We start from the raw sequence: 25,103 nt of genomic DNA on the forward strand, positions 1-25,103 counted from the left end.
GGAAATATTATCCTCCGAATTTATCTGCATAATCAGCCTGAGAAGCTTTGATTACTTTTTTTGCATGCTCAGCTCCGTAAACCTCCTGAATTCTGCATTTTGCAGGCTCATCCGGCAGGTTTTTATACGTAAGGAAATAATGCATTAATCTTTTTACTTCAGCTTCCGGTAATTCAGCAATATCTCTGAAGTGCCCAAAAGCATGGTCATTGATCATTACTGCAACAATTTTATCATCAGCTTCTCCTCCGTCGATCATTTTGAAACCTCCGATTGGAATAGCTTCCATCAATAAACCTCCGGCATGGATGTTATGAGAACTTAAAACACAAATATCAAGAGGATCATGATCTCCCATTGTAACATCCGTAGCGCCTGATTCTACAGCAAGTTTCATTACTTCCTGATCACAGTATGTTCTTGGAACAAAACCATATAAAGCCGGGATGATATTAGAGAATTTTTGAGGTCTGTCTACTTTTAGGTATCCTGTTTCTTTATCTACTTCATATTTAATAGTATCTGAAGGAACAATTTCCACAAATACGTTTACAACATTTGGCGCATCTTCTCCTGCAGAAATTCCGTGCCATGGATGTGCTTTAAAATTTGGAATCATTATTTATCTGTTATTTTTTAAGTTATTATTAAAATTTCTTTTCTTAAATCTTCTATGGTTTCCACAATGTAATCGTTGCCTTCCATATAATTCATGATGAAAATCGTCTTGAATTCATCCAGCTGAACCTCTCCTTTCAATCCGTCATAAGTTCTGTGAAGCAGCTCTATAACTGCATTTTTAGAATCTACGATATTTTTCCAGGAATGTTTTGTGATATAAAGCTGTTGAGACGAGTTATATTCAAATTCTTCATTGATTGTCTTTTCAGTAAGAAAAATAAACTCATGAACGGCTAATTCCCTGTCAAATTTCTGAATAAGATTGGAGGGTTTTAACCTGTCCAGAAACAATGTCATTCTCTCATAGGAATGGGCTTTGTTTTCTGAATTGGACTTCACGGTAAGCAGTTTGATTTCCTGATTTTTAAGAGTAATATAGGAATGTACAAATTGTCTGAGCAAAACCAGAAAAGGAATTGCAATAATCAATGCAAATGCATACGGTAGATATCCTGATAAACTCGCCATAATTTTAGATTGCAAAATTACTAATTATTTTCCGTGTTCTAAAGTGTTTTTAAAGATATCCACCTTAGAGTTCTGTATATAGATCATAGACAGGATGATCAGGAGATAAAAGCCTATCATCATTCTGTTTACCAAAGAAGGAAAAATCAAAAACCTTAGGAAAACAGATCCGTAAATAATCACAAAAAACAGGCATTGAACCTGATTCTTTCTATTCCTGAAAGAAAAGTTGTTGGCTAAAATAATCACCAACACGATCAATAAAAGGGGAAAATAGGATGCATTAAATTCCAACATGATATTTCCTTTGATAAACTGAAGATAATCAGCAAACTGAAAATGATCAGGATTTGATAGCGGATACAGCTGAACCCGGGTAAACTGATTCATAAATAAAACAGACCAGGACACCTGATTGAAATACTGAATCAAGAGGAAAGATGCCAGCAAATAACCGTATGATAGGGATAAAATCTTTTTATTAAGTACTAACCTATCGCTGTAAAAGAAAACAAGAAGGTAAAGAAATGAATATAAAATGAAATACTCAGGTCTGGTAAAGACACATAACATCGCAAAAATCGTTGTGTAAAAAACATTCTTTTTGATCAGAAAAGTGTAAAAGCTTAACAACAGCAATAAACAGGACAATGAATCCGGAGAAGCATGCCTGCTTGCTTCGAGAATTGGTTTAAACAATGATAATAAAACCGTTATTATCGTGGCTAGGGTATAATTTTTTAAAATTTGGATTAAAAAACAAAAAATGAGAACAAGAATAAGAGCGTAAGAAATAATGGAAATTAAAAAAGTAGAGGTTGAGGCTTTAAAACCAAGTTTAAAAAACAATACATTGATAAAGTTATAGAATGGTTTTACTGCGAAAAGCTGTAATTCTTCTTCATAGGCTTTAGGATTTTCCGATAAGAATTTATAGTAGGTGCTTTCTCCCTTTGCCACCTCTTTCACCATTGGATCAACCGGACCCAATCCCGCGAAATCAGGATTCTTTTCTTTTATCTCCGAATATACTTTATGATGGATTTCTTCAATCTTCATGTCAGGATATTCCACTTTGTAAATCAAGCCCATATACGCTTCCATATCCGTATTATAATACTGGTGGGTATACAGATAGTATGACATGAGACCTACGTAGATCGAGAATATAAAAACAAGAAGATTTTTCTTTTTTTTCATAAATATTACTTTAATATAGTTTCCCATCACCCAGTTTCTATAGATCGTGTTGTACTTATAGATTGCATCAATCCCGACAACATTTTGTCATTTATAATTTTTTACCGGTTAAAAGAAAATATATGAACTTTTTGACGAGGTTTTTCTTTGAATTTTCAATTATCCCATATGGCCTCAGTTCCGGCCGAAATCCTCTGAAAAACTCTTCAATATTAGGAAGTTCTCCACCTTCAAAATCAAAGGTATTTGTTTCAATCGTTTCCTTTATAGCCTTATCAATCAATATGGATGCACCTGATAACTTCACATAATTTTTATCATTAAATGTACCTAAAAGTGCTACCATATGACAATCGGTATAAGTAGCAATAACATTAATGATTTTATTATTGTAATAGAAAGCTGAAAACTTCAGGCGATTTAATTCATACAAATCTTTAAAAATTCTTATAAATTCATGTAAATCAGCTTCCTTACTGGCTCCTATTGCATGAATTTCAATAAAATTTTTCACATCCTTATAATGAACATCCTTAGTGGCAATTTTATCTGTTATCTCTTCCCCACCTCTCAGTTTTCTCTTTCTTTTGGGAGAATATCTCTCGTATATTTTTTCATAAGAATCCGGATATAATAAAAAATTTTTCTTTCTTCTTATTTCTCTTAGAAATTGATTGACATCATTAAATTGATAGGTACTTATCAGATAATTCTTTTCCAGATATTCAAGAAAGACTTCGTTCAGATGTACATCATCTTTCTTAGAAAACACTCCTAGTTGCTGACAGAGTTTAGGATTATGCACAATTTTCACTCCATATTTCCGGATAAAGGGAACGGGCATTACTGCTTCGTAATCGTTGTACACTAAAACTTCCCATTGTTTTTTTGAAGTGATATCCAGAAAATCTTTTGTTGCCGTATATTTTCTCTGCTCAGAATTTTCTAAACATTGAGAATATTTTACAAAATCGATTTCATGGTATTTTAATCTTTTAATCATAATAATCCTGAATCGGAGAAACTAAAATAGGAATCTTGTGTAATGATAATGTGATCTAAAAGCTGGATGGTTAATGTTTGTCCAGCTTCTTTAATCTTTTGTGTAATATTGAGGTCTTCCCTGCTTGGTTTTACACTGCCTGAAGGATGGTTATGAGCAATAATAACGCCTGTAGAAAAGTGCTCCAGAGCGATTTTAAAAAGTATTCTTACATCAACGATAGCCTGGCTTATGCCTCCGTGAGTCAGTTGTGCAATATGAATGACTTTATTGCTGTTGTTCAAAAAAATAGCCCAAAATTCTTCAGTTCTTAAATCTGAGAGTTGGTTCTTTAGGATGGCATAGGCGTCATGGCTATTTCCTATAATTGATTTTTCAGGAATTTCCTGTCCGGCTCTTCTTCTTCCGATTTCCAGGGCAGAGGCAATCGAAATAGCCTTTGCTTCTCCAATTCCTTTAAATTTCATCAAATCTTTGACAGAAAGCAGGCTCAGTTGGTGCCAGTTATTATTTACCGAAGTCAGAATCCTTCTGGCCAGCTCTACGGAACTTTCTTCTTTATTGCCGCTTCCCATTATGATCGCCAACAACTCAGAATCGGAAAGCGAATTCTTGCCTTTTTGCAAAAATTTTTCCCTTGGTCTGTCATCTTCTGCAAGAAATTTTATAGGCATAGCACGGAATTATAAATAGTAGATTATGTTTTAATAAAATGCATACAAGATAATGGATTGTTTTGACTGATCAATGTATTGGGCAGATGCTTTAAAAGCATTCTGAGAGAGCATCGGACAGCCCAGGCTCAGGCAAGCCGGTTTCTGGGATTCTTTATCCGGAACGCATCCGTACGAGTGAAGAACTATAGCCCGCTGCATCGCATTGCTGTTTGTAGGATCTAATCCTTTCAACCGATATGCTTTTCCAAACTTTCCCTCATAGCCTTCTCCAATGGCATATTTTCCTAATGAAGACTGATAAGATCCTTCAGCATTACTGAATTGCAATGCTTCTGACCAGGGAATTACAGAACCTGATCCATGAGATACGACTGCTTTCTGTAGTATTTTGTTTGTCCTGAGATCATAGATAAAATAGCGATACTTTCCGGAAGCTATTTTAAAATTTATAAAAACGGCCAACTGCTGATTATAGTCTTTTCCTTTTAAATAATTTTTAATCTCCTCAATTTTCGATCCGGGTATCGCGGTGGTATCCAACTGCTGAGATTCAGCTTTTGAACAGGAAATCATAATTATAAAAAGAAAAATAAATTTTTTCATCGTTGAATGTGTTGGCTGCTATTCTATAATCATTCCATCTTTCATGATGAGTTTACGGTCTGTAATTTCTGCAAGATTCGGGTTATGCGTTACAATGACAAAGGTCTGATTGTACTTGTCCCTAAGGTCAAAAAACAACCTGTGAAGATCATCAGCATTTTTAGAATCGAGATTACCTGTCGGCTCATCAGCAAAGATAATTTTGGGTGAATTGATTAAAGCTCTTGCCACGGCTACCCTTTGCGCTTCTCCCCCGGAAAGCTGATTGGGTTTATGATTTAATCTCTGCTCTATCTTCAGATCTTCAAATAAAGCGTATGCCTTTTCAATCGCCTCTCTTTCGTTGGCTCCGGCTATTCTTGTAGGAAGCAATACATTCTCCAAAGCGGTAAATTCCGGAAGAAGCTGGTGGAACTGAAATACAAAGCCGATATTCTGATTTCTGAATTTAGACAACTGTTTATCATTCATATTAATAAATGATTCTCCTGCTATCGCTATTTCAGTATCATACTTACCCGATTGCGTAGGATGATCCAGGGTTCCTAAAATTTGCAACAATGTAGATTTACCTGCTCCGGATTCTCCTACAATTGAAACCACTTCGCCCATTTTGATATGAATATCTACCCCTTTCAGTACTTCTAAATTCCCATAAGATTTATGGATATTTCTTGCTTTAATCATGATTCAAAAATAGTAACATATTGTTGATTTTACAACATATTGGGATAACATTATTAGTACAAAAACAAAAAACCTCCCGATTGGGGAGGTTTTACTATTTTATATCTTAGAAATTACAGTAACAATGTTAATGGATTCTCTAAATATGTTCTTAATGTTTGTAAGAATTGAGCACCTGTAGCACCGTCTACTACCCTGTGGTCACACGCTAACGAAAGTTTCATGGTGTTTCCTACTACGATCTGACCGTTCTTTACGATTGGTTTCTCGATGATCGCTCCTACTGAAAGGATTGCAGAGTTTGGCTGGTTGATAATACTGGTAAATGTTTCGATTCCGAACATTCCAAGGTTAGAAATTGAGAATGTAGATCCTTCCATTTCGTTAGCTTTAAGACCTTTGCTCTTAGCTCTGGAAGCCATATCTTTTACCGCTGCAGAAATCTGCGTGTAAGACATCTGGTCTGTATTTTTCAATACTGGAACAACCAATCCGTCCGGAATAGCTACTGCTACCCCTACGTTGATATTTCCTCTGTGGATGATCTTGTCACCTGCCCAGCTTGAATTTACCTGAGGGTGTTTTCTCAAAGCAATAGCGGTAGCTTTAATGATCATATCATTGAATGAAATCTTCGTATCCGGAATAGAATTGATCTCTTTTCTTGCCTCAATTGCTTTATCCATGTTGATTTCCACCATCAGATAATAGTGAGGGGCAGAGAATTTACTTTCAGAAAGACGTTTTGCAATGATATTTCTTACCTGTGAGTTTGGAGTCTCTGTATCTTCTCCCTGAACGAAGTTCACAGCAACCTGAGCAGCAGCACTTGCAGCCGGAGCTGAAGCAGCGGATTGAGCAGCAGGCTGATAATTTTCGATATCTTTTTTAACGATTCTTCCGTTCTCTCCTGAACCTTGAACAGTGTTGATGTCAACGCCTTTATCCTGAGCCATTTTCTTAGCTAATGGAGAAATGGCCACTCTGTCTGAAGATGAAGAGTTTGCAGCCGGAGCAGCTTTTTCTTCTGTTTTAGCTTCAGTTTTTTGTTCAGCAGGTTTTTCAGAAGGCTGAGCAGCAGCTTTTGGAGCTCCTACAGCCGATACATCGGTTCCTTCAGGCCCAATGATTGCCAATACTGAATCAACAGGAGCAGCATCACCTTCTGCAACACCTTGCTTCAGTAATACTCCGTTAAATTCAGATTCGAAATCCTGTACTGCTTTATCTGTTTCGATTTCAGCAAGAAGATCACCTTCTTTTACTGTATCTCCTACATTCTTATGCCATTTCGCCACTTTACCTTCTGTCATTGTATCAGAAAGTCTCGGCATTGTAATTACTTCTACTCCTGCCGGAACTTCAGCAGCAGCCGGTTCAGCAGCAACCTGAGCTTCAGCTTTTGGTTGTTCTTCTGATTTTTTTTCTTCAGAATCCGTTGTAGAAGCTGCAGCCCCACCTGTTAATCCTGAAATATCTTCTCCTTCTTTACCGATAATTGCCAAAACAGAATCTACAACGGCAGCAGCGCCTTCTTCTACACCTACGTATAAAAGAGTACCTTCTACTTCAGATTCAAAATCCTGAACTGCTTTGTCCGTTTCAATTTCAGCTAAAATATCTCCTTCTTTTACTTTATCTCCTACTTTTTTATGCCATTTCGCCACTTTCCCTTCCGTCATCGTATCCGAAAGGCGGGGCATCGTAATTACTTCTGCCATAATCTATATTGATTTGAGATTCGAGATTTGAGATTTGAGATTTCAGAAATGTCAAACTTCAAATTTCAAATTAATTTTTATTTTTTAGTTTTCTAATTTGTCTAGGAATGGATAATCCTCCTGAGCGTACACATATTCATAGATTTTCTCAGCCTCAGGATAAGGAGAGTTTTCCATAAATTCTACACATTCGTCAACAAAATCTCTTGATTTGTTATCCATAGCTTCCAGTTCAGCTTCTGTAGCCCATCCGTTTTCAAGAATTCTGTGTTTTACCAATTCAATCGGATCATCATTCTTATGAACAGCTACTTCTTCTTTAGATCTGTATGGCTCAGCATCAGACATAGAGTGTCCTCTGTAACGGTAAGTTCTTGCTTCGATAAATGTTGGCCCATCTCCTCTTCTTGCTCTTTCAATTGCTTCGTAAGCAGCTTCGGCTACTTTTTCAGGGTCCATTGCATCTACAGCAAGGCAAGGCATTTCGTATCCTAATCCTAATTTGTAGATATCTTCGTGGTTGGCTGTTCTTTTTACAGAAGTTCCCATTGCATACTGGTTGTTTTCTACAACAAATACTACAGGCAGTTTCCAGTTCATAGCCATGTTGAACGTTTCATGTAAAGAACCTTGTCTTGCAGCTCCGTCTCCGAAGAAGCAAATATTCACAGCTTTTCTGTCAAAATATTTATCTGCAAAAGCAATACCTGCTCCTAAAGGAATCTGTCCTCCCACAATACCATGTCCTCCATAGAAACGGTGTTCTTTACTGAAAATGTGCATAGATCCACCCATACCTCCGGATGTTCCGGTAGCTTTACCACAAAGCTCAGCCATGATTCTTTTAGGATCTACGCCCATCGCCATTGGATGGATGTGACATCTGTATGCAGTAATCATACTGTCTTTGGTTAAATCCATTGCATGTGTGAATCCGGCAGGGATCGCTTCCTGACCGTTATACAAATGTAAAAATCCTCTGATCTTTTGTTTTAGATAAAGAGAACGGCATTTGTCTTCAAACCTTCTCCACATTGTCATATCTTCATACCACTTCAGGTATACCTCTTTAGAAAATTCTTTCATGTGTTAGCTCTTGCTTTTTTATTATGAAATAGTTGAGCAAAATTATGAAAAAAACTTTGTTTTTATTGTATGCATAAGTAACTTTTCGATTTTTCTCTGAAATCTATTTGCAGGCCGAACTGATTATTCTTAATTTTCGAGCCATAGAAAAGCTCGCAAAGTGAAGATATACCTCTTATTTTTTGATTAGTATTATTAAAGAATCACCCTGCCTGTGCGGGTTTTCTGAAATATCAGATGAGACCGGAACATTAAAAAAACATCCAGTTTTATTCTCATCGTCTTTCCTCTTTAATTATCGTTAACATATTGTTTTGGTTATTTTAATAGCTGGTATTGGGAGAAAATTCTGTGAACCCAAGAGTTCTGTCTGCAATATTATTAACAAAATCCCCATGCAGTTTTGCTTTTTCAGCCTATAAAAGAGATCACTTCTGAGAATTCCTCAGGCGCTTCAGTGCGCTGTCTTCATTTGTTTTTTGGGGTTATAGTCTTATATTTGAGCTTTAAACTTGAATATGGAAGAAAAAAAGTCTTCATTGTTACACAAAATTTCGAAAGTTATATCCGATTTCTTCAACCCTCTGGTGTCTTTGGTGATCTTCTTTATATATATGAGTATCAAACAGTACACTCTTAATGATTCTCTTCTTTATTTCGTTCCTGTATTGTTAATGATCATTGTTCCAACCGTTATCTGGCTTGTATGGAATGTAAAAACCGGGAGATACACCAATATGGACGTATCCAACCGGATTCAGAGAAAAACGCTTTATATATTTATTGCCGTCTGTGTTATTTCCTACCTTATCTTTCATTATATAAGGAATGGATATATTGACCTGGTCATGCTGTTTATTTTAATCCTACTTTTTTCCCTCCAGATCAGTAATCTTTTTATTAAAAGTTCTATGCATACTGCGTTCAATGTATTTGTAGCTGCCCTATTTTTTTCATTAGACTGGAAAATGGGTCTGGCGTGGCTGGGAGTAGCTATCCTGGTGGGAATTACCAGAATTATTTTAAAAAGACACACCGTGAGAGAAGTATTTATGGGCGCTGGAATAGCTTTTATGGTATCTTTTATTTATCTTTATTGCAATATTCAATTTCAACATTAAGAAATTCTATGAAAATCAATCATCTTACTGCCGCAGAAGAAAACTTTATGAAGCTGTTTTGGAAAATGGAATCTTTCTATCTGAAGGACGTTATGGAGCAGCATCCGGAACCGAAACCCCACCAGAATACGGTTTCCACCTATTTAAAAATATTAGTTGAAAAAGGTTATTTGTCAACCGTTAAAGAAGGGAGAATTTTTAAATATACAGTCATTGTTCCTTTTGAAAACTATAAAAAGTTTTTATTGAAAGAACTTTCACACAATTTCTTTAATGATTCGGGAAAAGAAATCCTTGAGTTCCTTTTTAATGAAAAGCTATTGACCCAGGATGACTTAAAGGGATATTTTGATCTTAAAATTGAGATTAAACCTGCCAAGCCTGTAAAGATAGAGGAACCAAAATACGAATTTGCAGAAGAAATTTTAAATCCGAAAAAAGAAAAGAAGGCCAAGTCTAAAGAAAAAGAGAAGGAAAAAGACAAAAAGAAGAAAAAAAAGAAAGAATAAATCACTGAAACACCAAATCATGAAAACAAAATTTCGGGAAACTTTAAACCGGACAACTGAAATCATTTTCCGTTATCCTGTCGTCCTGGTGATGGCTATACTGGCCTCAACCGGGGCTATTTGTATGATTGATACATCAAATCAATTCGAACTATATGCTTCCTGTTTAAAATTTACCATCTGTGCATGCCTGGGAATTTCTTTGATGTTTGCGATGACAATGCTTTCGCAAAGAATTGGAAAAGAACTTTTGCTGCAATTAGCCGGAATTGCTTTTCTTATTGGTTTTTACAATATATTACCCAACAAGAAAAGTTATTTCACCGACGATTATTCCTACCTTATTGTTGTCACAGGTATTTTAATGCACTTACTGGTTTCTTTTATTCCGTTTCTGGAAAAAAGCAAAGAATTGGGATTCTGGCAATACAATAAAAATTTATTCGTCAATATATTCCTTACAGCTGTATTTACAGGTGTTTTAACAGGTGGTGTTGAACTGGCAATACTGGCGATTGACAAACTTTTTGATTTCCATTTCAATGATAAACTGTATGCCAATACATTTTTTGTAATGGCTATCACCGGAAGTTGTTTCATCTTTCTTTTATTCAATGAAAAAGGATTACCTACCCTTGAAAAAGATGCAAGTTATCCTGTTGTTCTAAAGTTTTTCACGCAGTTTATTTTAATTCCGTTACTGCTTATTTATGCAGTTATCCTTTACTTCTACTCTTTCAAAATTCTGATTCACTGGCAGCTGCCGAGAGGTTGGGTTTCCTATCTTATTTTAGCATATAGTATGGTAGGAATACTGGCATTGCTTCTCGTTCATCCATTGAAGGAAGCCAATGCAAAGTCCTGGGTTAAGATTTTTTCCAAGGCATTCTATTATACAATTATCCCGTTGGTCGCTCTTCTGTTTATTGCTATTTTCACCAGAATTCTAGAATACGGATATACAGAACCAAGGTATTTCGTTTTACTTCTGGCCTTGTGGTTATTAAGCGTGGTCATCTATTTTATTTCAAACAAAAAAGCGACGATCAAGTTTATCCCGGTCAGTTTATTTCTTTTTGGAGCTTTTGCCATGATTTTCCCCTATATCAATGCCTTCAGTGTTGCACGGAGAAGTCAGAGAACGGAACTGCTAAAGGTTTTGAACCAACAAAAATTACTGGATAACGGCAAAATAAATTTTGAGCAAAAAATTACCGATACCATCAGAAATGAAATTGCTGATAAATTTCAATTTTTAGCCGAAAGAAAGCAAAGTGAATTTATACGGGGATTGCTGGACAAAAAAGACCGTGCAGATTTGACTAAAAGCATTGAAGCTGGAAACTTTTATTCGATACGATTTACTGTTGAGGGAAAATTTACCCATGTAAATACGACCACAAGAAAAGACTCGTATGACACGGAACGACTTGTCATTGTTTCTGAACAACAAGCCATTAAAATTGATGATTATCAGTATCTGCTGAACGTAACCGGTTATAATCAGGATCCGCAAAAACTGAATGAGGATCAATTTAAAATCATTGATAAACTCACTGAAAGGTCCTCCTTTAAACTTATACTCAACAACAAAGAAGAAATAGAAGCAGGCCCTGAGATCATGAAGCTTTTTCAGGAAAACAAAGGCAAAACCGGAACGGTCTATGTACCGGATATTAAGGTGGAAGATGATCTGGGAAAATACCATATCAAGCTTATTCTAAAGCAAGTCACAAAAGAAAAAGACTTTTACAACAAGAGGGATAACATCTATTGCGGTGATGTATATATCTTGATCAAACCAAAATAAAAAAAGGCTGTTTCATGTAGAAACAGCCTTTTTTATGATTAGAATTCTGAACTTTTACAAATGAAAAAACTCAGTTTTTCAATATATATTTCCGGGAAACAAAGTATCCATATCAGAAAACTATATAAAAAAAAGCGGCTAAAAAGCCGCTCTATATTTTTACCAACGATTTCCGCCTCCGCCACGGTTGTTGTTACCATAGCCTCCGCCTCTATTGTTGTTGTTACCATAACCTCCACCTCTGTTGTTATCGAAGCTTCTTCTTGGCTTCTCTTCTCTTGGTTTAGCTTCAGATACATTCAGTGTTTTTCCGTTGAATTCTTTTTGGTTAAGAGCTTCAATAGCCTGCTTTCCTTCTTCATCACCCATTTCTATGAAACCGAAACCTCTGGAACGACCAGTTTCTCTGTCTGTAACGATTTTGGCAGATGATACATCTCCAAATTCTGCGAATAGATCGTGCAACTCATACTCTTTAGTTGCGTAATTGATGTTTGAAACAAAAATGTTCATTTTAAATAAATTAAAAAATTAATAAAAATTTGGTATATAAAAGAAAAGCAACATAAATTAATGAACAAATATTGATTCCAAATATAAACGTATGCAAGATACAATTAAATATTTCAAATCAAAGCTTTTTTTGAGTATTTCTCACATTATGTTGAATCAAAAAATCAAATTAATTGTAAAAAAGTAAAAATTTATTGTTTTTCAATAAATTTTTACTGATATTTGATTCACATTAAAATATAATTAACATGAAAACAAAAAAAATTTTATCTGTTTTAAGTGTTGTAGTTTGGATATTATTTATTGGATCATGCATCAAAGCAGGTGCATTGACTTTTACATTTATTATGACACTTTATAATCCTGATGGCGCTAAAAACCTGTACGAAGGATTAAATCTATTTGAACTTTACCAGACCAATGTCAATGCATACAAATTGATGATGTCTTTTATTATTTTCTTGGCAGGATATAAAGCTTACCTTGCATTTCTGGTGATCCGGATTTTCCGGAAGCTCAATCTTAAAGCCCCTTTCAGCGAAGCGATCATACAGCTTATTACCCAAATAAGCTACTCTGCATTTGCCATCGGAATTCTTTCTTTACTAGCTATTTCTTATAGTGAAAATATTTTTAAAAAAGATATTCCGTTATCCAATATCTATGATTTTATAGGATCCGGAGCTGAATATTTGTTTTTTGGCGGAATCATTTTTATTATTGCACAGGTATTTAAAAGAGGAATAGAAATACAAACTGAAAACGACCTAACAATATAGATCATGCCGATAATAGTAAATCTAGATGTGATTATGGCAAAAAGAAAAATGTCATTAAATGAGCTGTCTGAAAAAGTAGACCTTACACTCTCTAACCTGTCTATTTTAAAAACCGGAAAAGCAAAAGCCGTGCGTTTCAGTACCCTTGAAGCCATTTGCAAAGCACTGGACTGCCAGCCGGGTGAAATTTTAGAGTATAAAGAATAAAAATTATATATAAAAATCTGGATCTTTGTGATTCGGATTTTTTATTATCTGATCTATTACCATGAAAAAACATACCACCAATTACATCAACACATTCATTGAGGTATCAGAAGACTGCCCTGTTAATCATGCACAAATACCTCCTGAAAAGAAAGAAAAAACAGTAGCAGGCCTACAATATGAAAAAATCATCAAAAATCCCTACCGATATTCTTCCGATGATATTATTTTTGAATGCTATGCTATAAAAAATGATATTTCTGAAAATGAAAAAGACGAAGAGAGACAAAAGTTCTTTTCCAAAGGTCAGGCTTGCCTCCGGTCCTCTCCTTTGGCCAAACGATATGGATTTGGATTTCATCATAATTCAGAAGGAAAAGTAGCTTTAATCCCAATAGAAAGTACAGAATACCGGAAACTGTTAACAGATTCTTCTGTGGTAAAAACAAAAGCAATGCGCTCCAAAAGAAAATGATTGAGAAAATAAATAATTCTCTTCAGATCAATACATAGTATTCTATTGAAAACATCAGCTTTTAAGCTTAAATTTGCACAACAAATTAGTAATATATATGAACTACCATACCAGAAAATGGGTAAAACCAGAAGATTTAAATCCAAATCATTCACTTTTCGGAGGAAGACTTTTACAATGGATTGACGAAGAAGCAGCGTTATATGCCATCATCCAGTTGGAGAATACCAAAGTAGTCACCAAATTCATCTCTGAAATTAACTTCGTAAGTTCAGCAAAACAGGGAGATATTATAGAAATAGGAATTGAAGCCACTCATTTTGGTTCCTCATCAGTGACGTTAAGATGCGACGTCCGAAACAAGATGACCCACCAAACAATTATTACCGTTGAGAAAATTGTCATGGTCAATCTCGATGCAGATGGCAATCCGGCTCCTCACGGTAAGACACAAATAGAATTTGTAAAAGACAGATTAAATACCGGAGCATGAAGATCTTCATAAAGAATATGGTCTGTAACAGATGTATTGCTGCCGTTGAAAACATTTTTAATACTGCCGGTATCAGTACTCATTCTGTGATATTGGGTGAGGCTGAAATGGCCTCTGATATTCCCGCTGAAAAAATGCGGGATATTGAAAAGCGCCTTCTTGAAAGTGGTTTCGAGCGAATTATGGATTCTTCCCACCAGCTTATTGAAAAAATTAAGAACCTCATTATCGTAAAAGTTGGTGAACTGGACATTGATGAGGATTTCCTGCTTTCAGAATTTTTAAGTTCGAAGCTTCATAAGGACTACAGTTCCCTTTCCAAAACCTTTTCGCAAAATGAAAATGTTACCTTAGAACAATTCTTTATATTACAAAAGATTGAAAAAGTAAAGGAACTCCTTCTGTATAATGAGTTCAACCTTACTGAAATTGCCGGAAAACTGGGTTATAAAAGCGTTCAGCATTTATCCACTCAATTCCGTAATGTAACAGGGTTTACACCTACAGAATTCAAAAAACTTAAAGATCATCACAGAAAACCGCTGGACAGCCTGTAGCTGAGTTGAAGAGTACGAGATTCGGAGAGTTGTATCTAATACTTAACTCTCCCACTCTAACATTCTCCCACCCCAACATTCAGCGATCTAAATTTTATAACTATTATCCTTAAATTTATAACAACCTTAGATTTCCATTTTGGACCTTTGTAGTATAAATTTAGAATCATGGAACGACAGTATAAAATTCTCGGGATGACCTGCTCAGGTTGTCAGAAAAAAATCTCCAATCAGCTGAATAGCGTGCCGGGCATTAAAGCCGACGTGAATCTTGAAAACAATACCGCAACCATCACTTCTGATCATGAAATAGAACTATCTGCACTCAATAATGCTCTGTCAGAAGCAGGAAAATACAGACTCGAAGATCCCGGTGCACCGAAAAAAGCTGTCATAAAACCTCAGGATCGGGTATCCCCTTCCTCCGTCTATTATTGCCCAATGGAATGTGAAGGTGAAAAAGTATACTTCAAACAGGGAGAAAGATGCCCGGTATGTAAAATGTATCTCGTTCCGATTGAAGAAAAACTTGAAAAAGACCCGAATCATAAGCCTACGTACTCCGCAAACCATCTTCCCGCAAACTTTAAAGACCATATAGGAAATTACTATTGTCCTATGTTCTGTGAAGGAGATAAAGTATATGACGAAAAAGGAGATTGTCCTGTATGTCACATGCATTTGGAAGAGATCACTGAAGATCTTATCAAAAATGCAGACACAAGCCACTCACACTCACACTCACACTCACACTCACACTCACATACTCACAGCCACCACCACCATGAAGCGCCTAAAGTTACCGACGAAATGGCCGGAAGATATTACTGCCCGATGTATTGTGAAGGTGATAAAACATATGATTCAAACGTAGGCTGTCCTGTTTGCGGGATGGACCTTGTAAAATACCCGGAAAAGAAAACCGCTAAGTACAGTTGCCCGATGCATCCGGAGATTATCCGCGACGAGCCGGGAAGCTGCCCTATCTGCGGGATGGATCTTGTAAGAATGCCCGACAGCGGTGACGACGAAGAAGATGAAACCTACAATATATTAAAAAGAAAATTCACTATTTCATTAGCATTCACGATTCCGGTCTTTTTTCTTTCGATGGGTAGAATGTTTATTGACTTTCCGTTTTCTCATCAGATTCAGGGCTTTATCGAGCTAGCCTTAACACTTCCGGTCATGTTTTATTCCGGATGGTTCCTGTTGAAAAGGGGCTGGGTTTCTTTTAAAACCTGGAATCTCAACATGTTCAGTCTTATTGCCCTTGGGGTGGCTGCTGCATTTATTTTCAGCATCACAGCACTGTTTTTCCCGGACATTATTCCTCATGAAATCCGCGGACACAATCATGAAATACCTTTGTATTTTGAGGCGGTCTGTGTGATTCTTACCTTAGTTATTTTAGGGCAGTTGATGGAAGCTGCAGCCCATAAAAAAACAGGAAATGCGATCAAAGAATTGATGAATCTTTCTCCGGACGAAGCCAATCTTATTGTGAATGGCGAAGAAAAAAGAGTTTTGCTTTCTCAGGTAAAAATCGGGGATCTTTTAAAAGTAAAACCCGGAGAAAAAATTCCTGTGGACGGAAAGATTACGGAAGGAAATTCTATTGTAGACGAAAGTATGATTACCGGAGAACCCGTTCCCGTTGAAAAAAATGTGGATGACAAAGTTTCTTCAGGTACCATCAATGGTAATCAGGTATTCATCATGAAGGCTGAAAAAGTAGGTGAAGAAACTCTTCTTTCACAAATTATTAAAATGGTGAATGAAGCCAGCCGAAGCAAAGCCCCAATCCAGAAACTCACGGATAAGGTTTCAAAAGTATTTGTGCCTACTGTGATCCTCATCGCTGCACTTACCTTCGTTTTATGGCAATTTTTCGGACCGGAAGGAAAAAGAACTTTATTTGCTTTTGTAAATGCGGTTGCCGTTTTAATTGTCGCATGCCCATGTGCACTCGGACTGGCAACGCCCATGTCTTTAATGGTCGGAATCGGAAAAGGAGCCAAAAACGGTATTCTCATTAAAAATGCCGAAGCCCTGGAACAAATGAATAAAGTAAACGTTCTGATCACCGATAAAACAGGAACTTTAACCGAGGGGAAACCGTCTGTAGAATATATTGAAGTGACGGATTCGGGAGCACAAAATCAGATCATAAAGCTGGCCTACTCTCTGAACCAAAATTCTGAACACCCACTTTCAAATGCTGTCATTAAAAGAGCTAAGGACGAAAATATCTCTTCTGAAAAGGTAGAACAATTTGAAAATATATCAGGAAAAGGAGTCAAAGGAAATATCAACGGTAAAATGACATATCTGGGAAATGAGAGCCTGCTCACTTCACATCAGATTATGATCCCGGAAAGGTTACAACAAAAAGCGGTAGAAGTACAATCCAAAGCCCACACCATCTCTTATATCGCACAGGATCAGAATGTATTAGGATTTATCAGCTTTACCGATAAAATCAAGGAAAGCTCAAAAAAAGCGGTGAAACAGCTGATCAGTGAAGGAATTGACGTCATCATGATGACAGGAGATAATGAACACACCGCAAAAGCAGTTGCAGACGAGCTGGGAATTAAGCATTTTAAAGCCAATTGCCTTCCCGAAGACAAGCTGAATGAAGTAAAAAGACTTCAGAAACAAGGGAAAATTGTGGCAATGACCGGAGACGGAATCAATGACTCTCCTGCTCTTGCACAATCCAACGTAGGAATTGCTATGGGAACAGGAACTGATGTTGCCATTGAAAGTGCAGAAATCACTTTATTGAAAGGCGATATCCTGGGAGTTGCAAAAGCAAAGCTACTAAGTGAAAAACTTCTTAAAAACATTAAGGAAAACTTATTCTTTGCTTTCATTTATAATGTATTGGGAGTTCCGATTGCGGCAGGATTATTGTATCCATTTTTTGGAATCCTTCTCTCACCAATGATTGCTGCAGCTGCTATGAGTTTCAGTTCTCTTTCAGTGATCCTTAATTCATTGAGATTAAATTCGGTGGATCTGGATATAAAATAACAGTATGAAAAAAGAAAATCTTTACATAGGATGCTCGGGGTTTTATAATAACGACTGGAAAGGGTCTTTATATCCTGAGAATGCCCCAAGTAAAGATTTTCTTTCTTTATATGCCGAGCACTTTAATTGCGTAGAAATCAATTCTACATTTTATAGAAAACCCACTGCGAAAACACTTTTAAAATGGCATGATGAGACACCGGATCATTTCAGGTTTTTTATTAAAATCCCAAAATCGGTCACCCATCAAAATCGCCTTTCAGAATCAAAAGAAGAAATTACAGCATTCTGTACACATATTCACGACCATCTTAAAGACAAGTTGTCGGGATTTCTTTATCAGCTTCCTCCGTCATTTAAAAATACTCAGGAAAATACAGACCGGATCATAAGAAATATCGATAGTAATTTTCTTAATGTCATAGAATTCCGGGATGAATCCTGGTGGCAAAAAGAGATTTTCAGCCTTTTAAAAAGAATGAACATCATTTTCTCAGGAGTAAGTTTCCCTGGGAAACTGCCCGAAGAAGTGATCATCAACCACCCTGAAGTCCTTTACTACAGGCTTCACGGTAAGCCTGTACTATACAAATCCTCCTACAGCGATGACTTCCTCAGCCATTTGGCAGAGCAAATCAAAAACCACCCTCAAAAAGCGTTTATTTTCTTTAATAATACCTGGGGAACGTCCGCGATACACAATGCCATGTTTTTAAAGAGCATTCTGGAATAAGGTATTTATATTACCAATATGTTAAAATAAAATAATTCTCTAAAACAAAGAAAATAACAAAACAGCAACATATATAGAGAATAACTATGGTTTTGACATTTATAAATGTTAAGAATTAAAGATTCAAAAGTATAAAATCACAATCTACAGATTAATAAAAGATTTCCTTACTACAGAGTTCTTAAAATAAGCTTAAAAAGGAAAATAATAAGGAGACATGGCATATAATTTGTTAACATTCAATTGTTATTTTTAACGATTTTTAACAAAACAAAACGCCATTATCTTTATGAAAAAAAATTTTGCGGAAAAGTCAAAAAATCAGACTTTTCTCGGGATGTTTGCATTGGTGAGTGCAACTTCATTTTTATTGAACAGCTGTAACTTCAAGAATGATGTGAAAGAAAACTTATATTCACAAGAACATCCTACCGCAGAAGCAGTCCCCAAGATAGATGATGAAAACACAGATTCGGATAAAAGAGTAATATATCTTACTTTTGATGACGGCCCAAATCAGGGTACAGAAAACCTTTTAAAAATATTAAACAAAAGAAATGTATGCGCTACCGCCTTTCTGGTAGGCAAACATACATATGGAAGTACAAAGCAGAAGAATGATTTTGAGCTTTTAAAACAAAATCCCCTGGTTGAACTTGCCAATCACAGCTTTACGCATGCGCACAACAAGTATTCGGATTTCTATAAAAATCCCGAGGCAGTTGTTCATGATTTTGATATTGCTAAAGACAGCCTGAAACTTTCTGATAAAATTGCCAGAACGCCGGGAAGAAATATCTGGAGACTTAATAATATTAATGTAACCGATATTAAAAGTTCCACCGCAGCCGCTAATGGACTGAAAAATGCCGGTTATAAGGTAATCGGCTGGGACCTTGAATGGAGGCCGTCAAAGAAAATGACTTTAAAAGGCAGCCATGAAGCGATGTTGAAGAAAATTGACAGTATCTTCCTTAATGACCTGGAAAAAACGTCCAGACATTTGGTTTTCCTGACTCACGATCAATACCTGAGAGATACAGATTCTATCAACGAGCTTGATATGTTTATAGAAAAGCTCCAGAAAAGCAACAAGTTTGTCTTCAGAAAGATTTCACAATATCCTAAAATCAATGAGGTCCTGAATTGATTTAATGCCAAAGAAATGTATTCATAGCTGGTACTGTCAACTAATTTTCGGAAATTTGCATCTATGAGTATTAAAGAAAACTATCAGAGTATAAAAAACCAGCTTCCCGGCCATGTTCAATTGGTTGCTGTTTCAAAAACGCATCCCGCTTCAGCTATTGAAGAGGTATATGGTTTTGGACAGAGGATATTTGGAGAAAATAAAGTACAGGAGCTGATGGAAAAGTCTCCTCTTCTTCCTGATGATATTCAATGGCATCTGATTGGTCATTTGCAGACCAACAAAGTTAAATATATTGCCCCGTTTATCGATACGATACAAAGTGTAGATTCTGAGAAATTATTAGGAGAAATCAACAAGGAAGCCGGTAAAAACAACCGGATAATCAAAGTTCTTCTTCAGGTAAAAATAGCGGCTGAAGACACGAAGTTCGGGCTTGAAATTAGTGAAGCAAAAAATCTTTTTCAGGCCTATACCGAAGGAAAATTTCCTAATGTTGACATCACAGGCCTGATGGGAATGGCAAGTTTTACAGATGACAAACAACAGGTGACAAAAGAATTTTCAACCTTAAAGCATATTTTTGATGAATTAAATCAACTAAAACCTTTAAAAACATTATCAATGGGAATGAGTGATGATTTCCCTATCGCGATCGAATGTGGAGCCAACTCTGTAAGGGTTGGATCTGCAATTTTTGGCAGAAGAGATTACTCAAAATAGAATTTTTAGGTATGATTTTTGCTAATAATTGAAACAAAAAATTTAAATTTGCGACTATGCAAAAAATCCTTATCGTAGAAGACGAAAAAGCAATATCGGGAGTACTTCACAGTATTCTTTCTGATGAACTTACAGATTATGAATTTGTTATCGCCGAAGACGGCCTAGAAGGCTACAAACAGGTAGAAAAAGAAGATTTCGCTCTGGTGATTTCCGACATCAAAATGCCTAAACTTTCAGGAACTGAGCTTTTAAAGCAAAGTCTTGTATTGAAGCCTGAAACAACTTTTATCATGATCTCGGGTCACGCAGACATCGATTCCGCTGTTTCGTGCTTGAAAGAGGGTGCATATGACTTTATCTCTAAGCCGATTGACATCAACAGACTGATCACCAGCGTAAAAAATGCCCTGGTTAAAGAAACGTTGAAGAAAGAAAACAAAAACCTTCAGACTGAAAACAAAACGCTGAAGAAAAAAGTAAATAAAAAATACCAGATGATCGGTAATTCTCCTGCATTACAAAAAATTCAGGATATGATCGAAAAGGTAGCTGTTTCTGATGCCAGAGTTTTGATTACCGGGCCTAACGGTGCGGGAAAAGAATTGGTAGCTCATGCTATTCACAATCAAAGTGAGCGTGCAAGAGGCCCGATGGTAGAGGTAAACTGTGCTGCGATTCCGTCTGAACTTATTGAATCTGAACTTTTTGGTCACGTAAAAGGATCTTTTACGGGTGCCATCAAAGATAAGCAAGGGAAATTTGAGCAGGCCAACGGAGGTACCATCTTCCTGGATGAGATCGGTGATATGAGCCTTATTGCTCAGGCTAAAGTATTAAGAGCACTTCAGGAAAGTAAAGTTTCCCCTGTAGGAAGTGATAAAGAAATAAAAGTTGATGTAAGGGTAATTGCAGCAACCAATAAAAATATGCAGAAAGAAATTGAAGAAGGAAAGTTCAGAGAAGACCTTTACCACAGACTTTCTGTAATTGAAATTTACGTTCCGCCATTGGATGAAAGAAAAGAAGACATTAAATTGTTGGTTGAACATTTCTCCGGTATGATTGCTGATGAGCATGGTACTGCAGTGAAAAAGTTTGATGATAAAGCTATTGATGCTTTAAAAGCTCTTTCGTGGACGGGAAATATCAGAGAATTAAGGAATGTTGTTGAGAGATTGATCATTCTTGGTGGAAACACTGTTTCTGAAAGTGACGTTGCAAGTTTTGTAAGGAAATAATACACTATTATTTACAATATTTATAAAAATTTGCAGTACTCGCTGCAAATTTTTTTTTGACCCTATCTGAATTATAAACTATATGAATCTTAAAATATTATGAGCTTTTTAAACAAAAACTACACTAAAGAATGCCTGACTTTGGCTCTGCCTGTGATGCTTACCCAGGTGGGGCAGGTTTCAGTGAATTTATTTGATAATATTATTGTCGGACAACTTTTGGGTGCCGATGCCCTGGCCTCTGTGTCATTGGGGAATGCTGTATTTTTCTCAATATTTGTATTAGCCCTTGGCTTTTCATTTGCGATACCACCATTGGTTTCGGAAGCCCATTCAAGACAGGACCACGCTACCATAAACTCTGTGTTCAGTCATGGTTTTGTAATCAATATGTCGGTGGGGGTTATCCTGATGGCCATCCTGCTGCTGGGAATGCCTCTGCTCTACCATTCAGGGCAGCCTGCCAAGATTATTCCGGATACGGTAAGCTTCTTAAGTATTATGGTGGTAAGCATGATTCCGTTCATGGCTTTCCAGACGCTTCGTGAGGTATCTGAAGGTTTGTCTTATACGATTGGCGTTACAAAGGCTACCATTATTGCCAATATTATCAACATCGCCCTGAACTACGTATTTATCAAGGGGCTTTGGGGAATTCCGCCGATGGGAGTCAAAGGATCTGCGTTGGCTACACTGATTTCCAGAATTTTCATGGTTGTCTTCCTTTATTTTGTAATGGTTAAAGAAGAAAGAACCAGAAGATATATCAAAGATTTTTCTTTAAAAATACAGGATTTCTCTAAAAAAATGTTTGATAAGATGGTAAAACTGGGATTACCTACTGCTTTACAAATGTTCTTTGAGGTAACGGCATTTGCAGGAGCTGCATTTATCTGCGGACTGATTTCTGCTCACGACATTGCCTCTCACCAGATCGCCTTAAGCATGGCTTCATTCACATTCAACCTTTGTGTTGGATTCAGTGTTGCATCTACGGTAATGATCGGAAGAAAATTGGGTGAACAGAATTTCGTCGAATTGAGAAAAGTGGGAATCAACAACCTGAAGATTGCATTTATTTTCATGTGTATCTGTGGATTGGTATTCATCCTGGGCAGAAATATACTGCCAACTTTCTTTACCAAAAAGGAAGAGGTGGAAGTAATTACCCTGGCCTCAAAACTGATGATTATTGCTGCTTTATTCCAGCTTTCGGACGGAATTCAGGTTACAGCATTGGGAATGCTGAGAGGATTGCAGGACGTTAAGATACCGTCAATTTATACCTTTATCGCCTACTGGGTGATCACCATTCCTTTAGGGTATTTCTTCTGCGTAACATTGAAAATGGGAGCTTTCGGAATGTGGATAGCCCTTGGATTAGGACTGACGATATCTGCCGTATTCCTCGTAAAGCGGTTCCTGAATATGTCCGCTAAAAGGATTAAACAGAACCCACAGATAAAAACCAATTAATATATCAACGCAGAGCTATAAACTCTGCGTTTTTTTATTATTTTTGGCTCCGCTAACTAATACATATGAAAAAGACATTTTTCCTGCTCGCTTTATATGCAGGTTCTTTATATCAATCTCAAACCAACCGTTTCACCTACGAACTTCAATATCGCAAAGATGCCTCAGCAGAATACATGACCAATCTGATGAACCTAGATATCAGTCCGAAATCGGTAAAATTTTATGATAAAAAATTTGCTGATTATGACGCTAAAAACAAAGAAGCCAACCAATCGGTTTCCCATTACAGTACAAGAACAGACCAAATTGTCGAAAGGAAGCCTGATTCATTCAAAAACAATTGGTACAGGGATTTTTTTGATTATTTTGTAGTAAAAACAAATGATGAAATGACCTGGCAGCTGCATCAGGAAATGAAAGAATACAATGGTTATAAGCTTCAGAAAGCAACTACTGATTTTGGAGGAAGAAGCTGGAATGCCTGGTTTTCGAATGAGATTAACATCAAGGAAGGTCCTTACAAATTCAGGGGACTACCCGGCTTGATCTTTATTCTGGAAGATTCGGATCAGAATTTTATATACAAAGTAATTCATAACGAAAAACTTGCTGCAGATTATGATACCAAAGAATTTCTGGAAACCCATTACGGTAAACCTGCCATTCCTATCTCGAATGAAAAGTTTAATAAATATGTGGAGGATATTTACCAGAATCCCACAAGAATGTTTTCTGAAAAGGTAAAAAACGGCGGAAATGTATCCTTTAAAAACGAAAGTATAGAATCTGCAGAGGAACTTAATAAGAAAAAAGAAATGCTTCAGAATGGCATCAAAGGAAGGTATATTTATATTGAAAAGGATAAAGAACCTGTCTTCAACTAAGGGAATTTATACGCAAAAGCAGTCTCTATCAGACTGCTTTCGTATTTTAATATATTCTTTTTCCCAAAATCTTCAGACTCCTTTCCACTCCATCCAAAACAGCCACATCAGGAAGTGTTCCCCAATCTTCAAAACCAAAATACCTGAACAACTTTAAGCTAGGTTCATTATGTAGAAAAATAAGGGCAACCAGATGATGAATCCCGAATTTCGATGCGTTATCAATACAATACTGAAGGATTGTTTTCCCATATCCTTTTCCTCTGCACTTTTCATCCAGATAGATACTTACTTCTACCGTTCCGCTATATGCAGCCCTTTCGTGGAATGAACTGAAACTCACCCATCCTACCGTTTCATTATCAGCGTCTTCTACTACCCACAACGGCCTTGTTTCAGGATTATGTTCTGCAAACCATTTTTGCTTACTTTCAACTGAAACTTCTTCCATATCCGCAGTGACCATTCTTGAAGCCACTGTTGAATTGTATATTTCTACGATTTTCGGTAAATCGTCTGCACCTGCGTTTCTAAACTTTAGAGTCACCATTTTATAGTTTAATTTTCCGGACAAAAGTAATAAATTTTAAAACACCCCTTAAAAAATAACACAAAATCAATTGAGAATTAGTAATTAAAACCATACACCTCTTAAAAATCAACTCAACTTGTAGAAAATATAAATTTTATTTTAAATTCTTTAAGATCCTATTTAAGCTTCTCACCGCGATCCCCAGATAGGCAGCCATATCTTCTTTTGAAAGCTGAATCTGCTGTTTTTCCTGCATCGCAAGTAATTGCACCAAAGTATATTCTGTTGTATAAAGCTGCTGATAAGACGCTTTGCTGGAGGTATTGATGATCCTTTCCGCAAAACTATCCAGTAGTAGATTGTTTAGTGTAATATCCTTTTGAATCAAAGATTTACAGTAAGGAATATCTACTGAATAGACAACAATCTCCGTCATTGCCTGAATACTGCACAGGCAGTTGATATTTTTGATCATCTCCACTTCTCCGATAATTTCACCGGTACTCAGAAATTCTACGATATATTCCTTCCCGTTTTCTTCGGCAAAAAAGCATTTGACAATTCCTTCTTTAATTAACATAACTCCGGAAGGCTTTTGGTCCTGTATTAATATTTTTTCGCCTTTAGAAAAAGACTGCAGAACAATATCTTTTTTCTGATCCTGCTGATGATAAAGCTGTTCGAAATACTTTAAAAAACTGTGATTGGTGCGTAACATAGTGATCCGGGACA

27 protein-coding genes are annotated in these 25,103 nt (G+C 36.5%); 15 read left to right on the top strand and 12 right to left on the bottom strand.

The features are described from left to right. Positions 1-7 precede the first annotated feature (7 nt). The 9 genes from M030_RS0120940 to pdhA all read right to left on the bottom strand — a co-directional run bounded on the left by M030_RS0120940 (position 8) and on the right by pdhA (position 8,126). Positions 8-619, bottom strand: coding sequence for an inorganic pyrophosphatase (locus M030_RS0120940; RefSeq protein WP_027375190.1), 612 nt, complete (start codon positions 617-619; stop codon positions 8-10). A gap of 17 nt (positions 620-636) precedes the next feature. Beyond that, a complete protein-coding gene (locus tag M030_RS0120945) occupies positions 637-1,149 on the bottom strand; it encodes a hypothetical protein (protein ID WP_027375191.1) in 513 nt (170 codons plus the stop codon). A gap of 24 nt (positions 1,150-1,173) precedes the next feature. Then, the gene (locus M030_RS0120950; protein ID WP_151457975.1) at positions 1,174-2,349 is read right to left on the bottom strand and encodes a hypothetical protein; all 1,176 of its coding nucleotides are present in this window, start codon (positions 2,347-2,349) and stop codon (positions 1,174-1,176) included. A 91-nt stretch (positions 2,350-2,440) separates the two neighbouring features. Next, on the bottom strand, positions 2,441-3,352 hold the full coding sequence (locus tag M030_RS0120955; protein ID WP_027375193.1) for a hypothetical protein: 912 nt from the start codon (positions 3,350-3,352) through the stop codon (positions 2,441-2,443). Next, positions 3,349-4,026: a RadC family protein gene (radC, locus tag M030_RS0120960; RefSeq protein ID WP_027375194.1), complete on the bottom strand. Its 678-nt coding sequence runs from the start codon at positions 4,024-4,026 to the stop codon at positions 3,349-3,351. The genes M030_RS0120955 and radC overlap by 4 nt, the downstream gene beginning before the upstream one ends. Positions 4,027-4,056: 30 nt before the next feature. Continuing rightward, complete coding sequence (locus tag M030_RS0120965; RefSeq protein ID WP_027375195.1) at positions 4,057-4,632, bottom strand: murein L,D-transpeptidase catalytic domain-containing protein; 576 nt, start codon at positions 4,630-4,632, stop codon at positions 4,057-4,059. A gap of 18 nt (positions 4,633-4,650) precedes the next feature. Then, positions 4,651-5,319 (bottom strand): ABC transporter ATP-binding protein, encoded by a 669-nt coding sequence (locus M030_RS0120970; RefSeq protein WP_027375196.1) that lies wholly within the window; start codon positions 5,317-5,319, stop codon positions 4,651-4,653. A gap of 113 nt (positions 5,320-5,432) precedes the next feature. Beyond that, positions 5,433-7,040 carry a dihydrolipoamide acetyltransferase family protein gene (locus M030_RS0120975; RefSeq protein WP_027375197.1) on the bottom strand — a complete coding sequence of 536 codons (1,608 nt, stop codon included), beginning with the start codon at positions 7,038-7,040 and terminating at the stop codon, positions 5,433-5,435. A gap of 84 nt (positions 7,041-7,124) precedes the next feature. Next, a complete protein-coding gene (gene pdhA, locus M030_RS0120980) occupies positions 7,125-8,126 on the bottom strand; it encodes a pyruvate dehydrogenase (acetyl-transferring) E1 component subunit alpha (RefSeq protein ID WP_027375198.1) in 1,002 nt (333 codons plus the stop codon). Positions 8,127-8,644: 518 nt separating this feature from the next. On the opposite strand from pdhA, the gene M030_RS0120985 reads away from it, so the two are divergent. The 3 genes from M030_RS0120985 to M030_RS0120995 are packed head-to-tail and all read left to right on the top strand — an operon-like array spanning position 8,645 to position 11,566. Continuing rightward, positions 8,645-9,247, top strand: coding sequence for a phosphatase PAP2 family protein (locus M030_RS0120985; protein WP_027375199.1), 603 nt, complete (start codon positions 8,645-8,647; stop codon positions 9,245-9,247). Between the two features lie 8 nt (positions 9,248-9,255). Next, positions 9,256-9,756: a BlaI/MecI/CopY family transcriptional regulator gene (locus M030_RS0120990; protein ID WP_027375200.1), complete on the top strand. Its 501-nt coding sequence runs from the start codon at positions 9,256-9,258 to the stop codon at positions 9,754-9,756. 19 nt (positions 9,757-9,775) lie between these two features. Further along, on the top strand, positions 9,776-11,566 hold the full coding sequence (locus M030_RS0120995; protein WP_027375201.1) for a DUF4153 domain-containing protein: 1,791 nt from the start codon (positions 9,776-9,778) through the stop codon (positions 11,564-11,566). Between the two features lie 159 nt (positions 11,567-11,725). Here M030_RS0120995 and M030_RS0121000 read toward each other — a convergent pair whose 3' ends face one another. After that, entirely contained in the window at positions 11,726-12,079 is a 354-nt protein-coding gene (locus tag M030_RS0121000) for an RNA recognition motif domain-containing protein (RefSeq protein WP_027375202.1), read from the bottom strand. A 248-nt stretch (positions 12,080-12,327) separates the two neighbouring features. Here M030_RS0121000 and M030_RS0121005 point away from each other — a divergent pair, with 248 nt between their 5' ends. From M030_RS0121005 to M030_RS0121060, 12 genes are all read left to right on the top strand, one after another. After that, positions 12,328-12,858 carry a DUF2975 domain-containing protein gene (locus M030_RS0121005; RefSeq protein ID WP_027375203.1) on the top strand — a complete coding sequence of 177 codons (531 nt, stop codon included), beginning with the start codon at positions 12,328-12,330 and terminating at the stop codon, positions 12,856-12,858. Positions 12,859-12,861: 3 nt separating this feature from the next. Then, complete coding sequence (locus M030_RS0121010) at positions 12,862-13,065, top strand: helix-turn-helix domain-containing protein (RefSeq protein WP_027375204.1); 204 nt, start codon at positions 12,862-12,864, stop codon at positions 13,063-13,065. Between the two features lie 61 nt (positions 13,066-13,126). Further along, positions 13,127-13,540: a DUF6157 family protein gene (locus M030_RS0121015; protein ID WP_027375205.1), complete on the top strand. Its 414-nt coding sequence runs from the start codon at positions 13,127-13,129 to the stop codon at positions 13,538-13,540. Positions 13,541-13,637: 97 nt separating this feature from the next. Beyond that, positions 13,638-14,033 (top strand): acyl-CoA thioesterase, encoded by a 396-nt coding sequence (locus M030_RS0121020; protein WP_027375206.1) that lies wholly within the window; start codon positions 13,638-13,640, stop codon positions 14,031-14,033. Continuing rightward, a complete protein-coding gene (locus M030_RS0121025) occupies positions 14,030-14,590 on the top strand; it encodes a helix-turn-helix domain-containing protein (RefSeq protein WP_027375207.1) in 561 nt (186 codons plus the stop codon). The genes M030_RS0121020 and M030_RS0121025 overlap by 4 nt, the downstream gene beginning before the upstream one ends. A 168-nt stretch (positions 14,591-14,758) precedes the next feature. After that, a complete protein-coding gene (locus M030_RS0121030) occupies positions 14,759-17,629 on the top strand; it encodes a heavy metal translocating P-type ATPase (protein WP_027375208.1) in 2,871 nt (956 codons plus the stop codon). 4 nt (positions 17,630-17,633) lie between these two features. Further along, the gene (locus tag M030_RS0121035) at positions 17,634-18,362 is read left to right on the top strand and encodes a DUF72 domain-containing protein (RefSeq protein ID WP_027375209.1); all 729 of its coding nucleotides are present in this window, start codon (positions 17,634-17,636) and stop codon (positions 18,360-18,362) included. Between the two features lie 289 nt (positions 18,363-18,651). Then, positions 18,652-19,512 (top strand): polysaccharide deacetylase family protein, encoded by an 861-nt coding sequence (locus tag M030_RS0121040; protein WP_027375210.1) that lies wholly within the window; start codon positions 18,652-18,654, stop codon positions 19,510-19,512. A gap of 63 nt (positions 19,513-19,575) precedes the next feature. Then, positions 19,576-20,235, top strand: coding sequence for a YggS family pyridoxal phosphate-dependent enzyme (locus tag M030_RS0121045; protein ID WP_027375211.1), 660 nt, complete (start codon positions 19,576-19,578; stop codon positions 20,233-20,235). A 56-nt stretch (positions 20,236-20,291) separates the two neighbouring features. Continuing rightward, positions 20,292-21,476: a sigma-54-dependent transcriptional regulator gene (locus M030_RS0121050; protein ID WP_027375212.1), complete on the top strand. Its 1,185-nt coding sequence runs from the start codon at positions 20,292-20,294 to the stop codon at positions 21,474-21,476. A gap of 99 nt (positions 21,477-21,575) precedes the next feature. Continuing rightward, positions 21,576-22,952, top strand: coding sequence for an MATE family efflux transporter (locus tag M030_RS0121055; protein ID WP_027375213.1), 1,377 nt, complete (start codon positions 21,576-21,578; stop codon positions 22,950-22,952). A gap of 65 nt (positions 22,953-23,017) precedes the next feature. Next, complete coding sequence (locus tag M030_RS0121060) at positions 23,018-23,839, top strand: GLPGLI family protein (RefSeq protein WP_034722927.1); 822 nt, start codon at positions 23,018-23,020, stop codon at positions 23,837-23,839. 46 nt (positions 23,840-23,885) lie between these two features. Here M030_RS0121060 and M030_RS0121065 read toward each other — a convergent pair whose 3' ends face one another. Then, a complete protein-coding gene (locus M030_RS0121065) occupies positions 23,886-24,413 on the bottom strand; it encodes a GNAT family N-acetyltransferase (protein WP_228375319.1) in 528 nt (175 codons plus the stop codon). Positions 24,414-24,525: 112 nt separating this feature from the next. Then, positions 24,526-25,089 carry a Crp/Fnr family transcriptional regulator gene (locus M030_RS0121070; protein WP_027375216.1) on the bottom strand — a complete coding sequence of 188 codons (564 nt, stop codon included), beginning with the start codon at positions 25,087-25,089 and terminating at the stop codon, positions 24,526-24,528. Positions 25,090-25,103: the final 14 nt, after the last annotated feature.

It is taken from the genome of Chryseobacterium sp. UNC8MFCol (assembly GCF_000482305.1).
Taxonomy (GTDB): Bacteria; Bacteroidota; Bacteroidia; order Flavobacteriales; family Weeksellaceae; genus Chryseobacterium; species Chryseobacterium indologenes.

Coding starts and splice junctions, on each gene's coding strand:
- M030_RS0120940 (WP_027375190.1), bottom strand. CDS start 619: ATGATTCCAAATTTTAAAGCACATCCATGGCACGGAATTTCTGCAGGA.
- M030_RS0120945 (WP_027375191.1), bottom strand. CDS start 1,149: ATGGCGAGTTTATCAGGATATCTACCGTATGCATTTGCATTGATTATT.
- M030_RS0120950 (WP_151457975.1), bottom strand. CDS start 2,349: ATGAAAAAAAAGAAAAATCTTCTTGTTTTTATATTCTCGATCTACGTA.
- M030_RS0120955 (WP_027375193.1), bottom strand. CDS start 3,352: ATGATTAAAAGATTAAAATACCATGAAATCGATTTTGTAAAATATTCT.
- radC (WP_027375194.1), bottom strand. CDS start 4,026: ATGCCTATAAAATTTCTTGCAGAAGATGACAGACCAAGGGAAAAATTT.
- M030_RS0120965 (WP_027375195.1), bottom strand. CDS start 4,632: ATGAAAAAATTTATTTTTCTTTTTATAATTATGATTTCCTGTTCAAAA.
- M030_RS0120970 (WP_027375196.1), bottom strand. CDS start 5,319: ATGATTAAAGCAAGAAATATCCATAAATCTTATGGGAATTTAGAAGTA.
- M030_RS0120975 (WP_027375197.1), bottom strand. CDS start 7,040: ATGGCAGAAGTAATTACGATGCCCCGCCTTTCGGATACGATGACGGAA.
- pdhA (WP_027375198.1), bottom strand. CDS start 8,126: ATGAAAGAATTTTCTAAAGAGGTATACCTGAAGTGGTATGAAGATATG.
- M030_RS0120985 (WP_027375199.1), top strand. CDS start 8,645: ATGGAAGAAAAAAAGTCTTCATTGTTACACAAAATTTCGAAAGTTATA.
- M030_RS0120990 (WP_027375200.1), top strand. CDS start 9,256: ATGAAAATCAATCATCTTACTGCCGCAGAAGAAAACTTTATGAAGCTG.
- M030_RS0120995 (WP_027375201.1), top strand. CDS start 9,776: ATGAAAACAAAATTTCGGGAAACTTTAAACCGGACAACTGAAATCATT.
- M030_RS0121000 (WP_027375202.1), bottom strand. CDS start 12,079: ATGAACATTTTTGTTTCAAACATCAATTACGCAACTAAAGAGTATGAG.
- M030_RS0121005 (WP_027375203.1), top strand. CDS start 12,328: ATGAAAACAAAAAAAATTTTATCTGTTTTAAGTGTTGTAGTTTGGATA.
- M030_RS0121010 (WP_027375204.1), top strand. CDS start 12,862: ATGCCGATAATAGTAAATCTAGATGTGATTATGGCAAAAAGAAAAATG.
- M030_RS0121015 (WP_027375205.1), top strand. CDS start 13,127: ATGAAAAAACATACCACCAATTACATCAACACATTCATTGAGGTATCA.
- M030_RS0121020 (WP_027375206.1), top strand. CDS start 13,638: ATGAACTACCATACCAGAAAATGGGTAAAACCAGAAGATTTAAATCCA.
- M030_RS0121025 (WP_027375207.1), top strand. CDS start 14,030: ATGAAGATCTTCATAAAGAATATGGTCTGTAACAGATGTATTGCTGCC.
- M030_RS0121030 (WP_027375208.1), top strand. CDS start 14,759: ATGGAACGACAGTATAAAATTCTCGGGATGACCTGCTCAGGTTGTCAG.
- M030_RS0121035 (WP_027375209.1), top strand. CDS start 17,634: ATGAAAAAAGAAAATCTTTACATAGGATGCTCGGGGTTTTATAATAAC.
- M030_RS0121040 (WP_027375210.1), top strand. CDS start 18,652: ATGAAAAAAAATTTTGCGGAAAAGTCAAAAAATCAGACTTTTCTCGGG.
- M030_RS0121045 (WP_027375211.1), top strand. CDS start 19,576: ATGAGTATTAAAGAAAACTATCAGAGTATAAAAAACCAGCTTCCCGGC.
- M030_RS0121050 (WP_027375212.1), top strand. CDS start 20,292: ATGCAAAAAATCCTTATCGTAGAAGACGAAAAAGCAATATCGGGAGTA.
- M030_RS0121055 (WP_027375213.1), top strand. CDS start 21,576: ATGAGCTTTTTAAACAAAAACTACACTAAAGAATGCCTGACTTTGGCT.
- M030_RS0121060 (WP_034722927.1), top strand. CDS start 23,018: ATGAAAAAGACATTTTTCCTGCTCGCTTTATATGCAGGTTCTTTATAT.
- M030_RS0121070 (WP_027375216.1), bottom strand. CDS start 25,089: ATGTTACGCACCAATCACAGTTTTTTAAAGTATTTCGAACAGCTTTAT.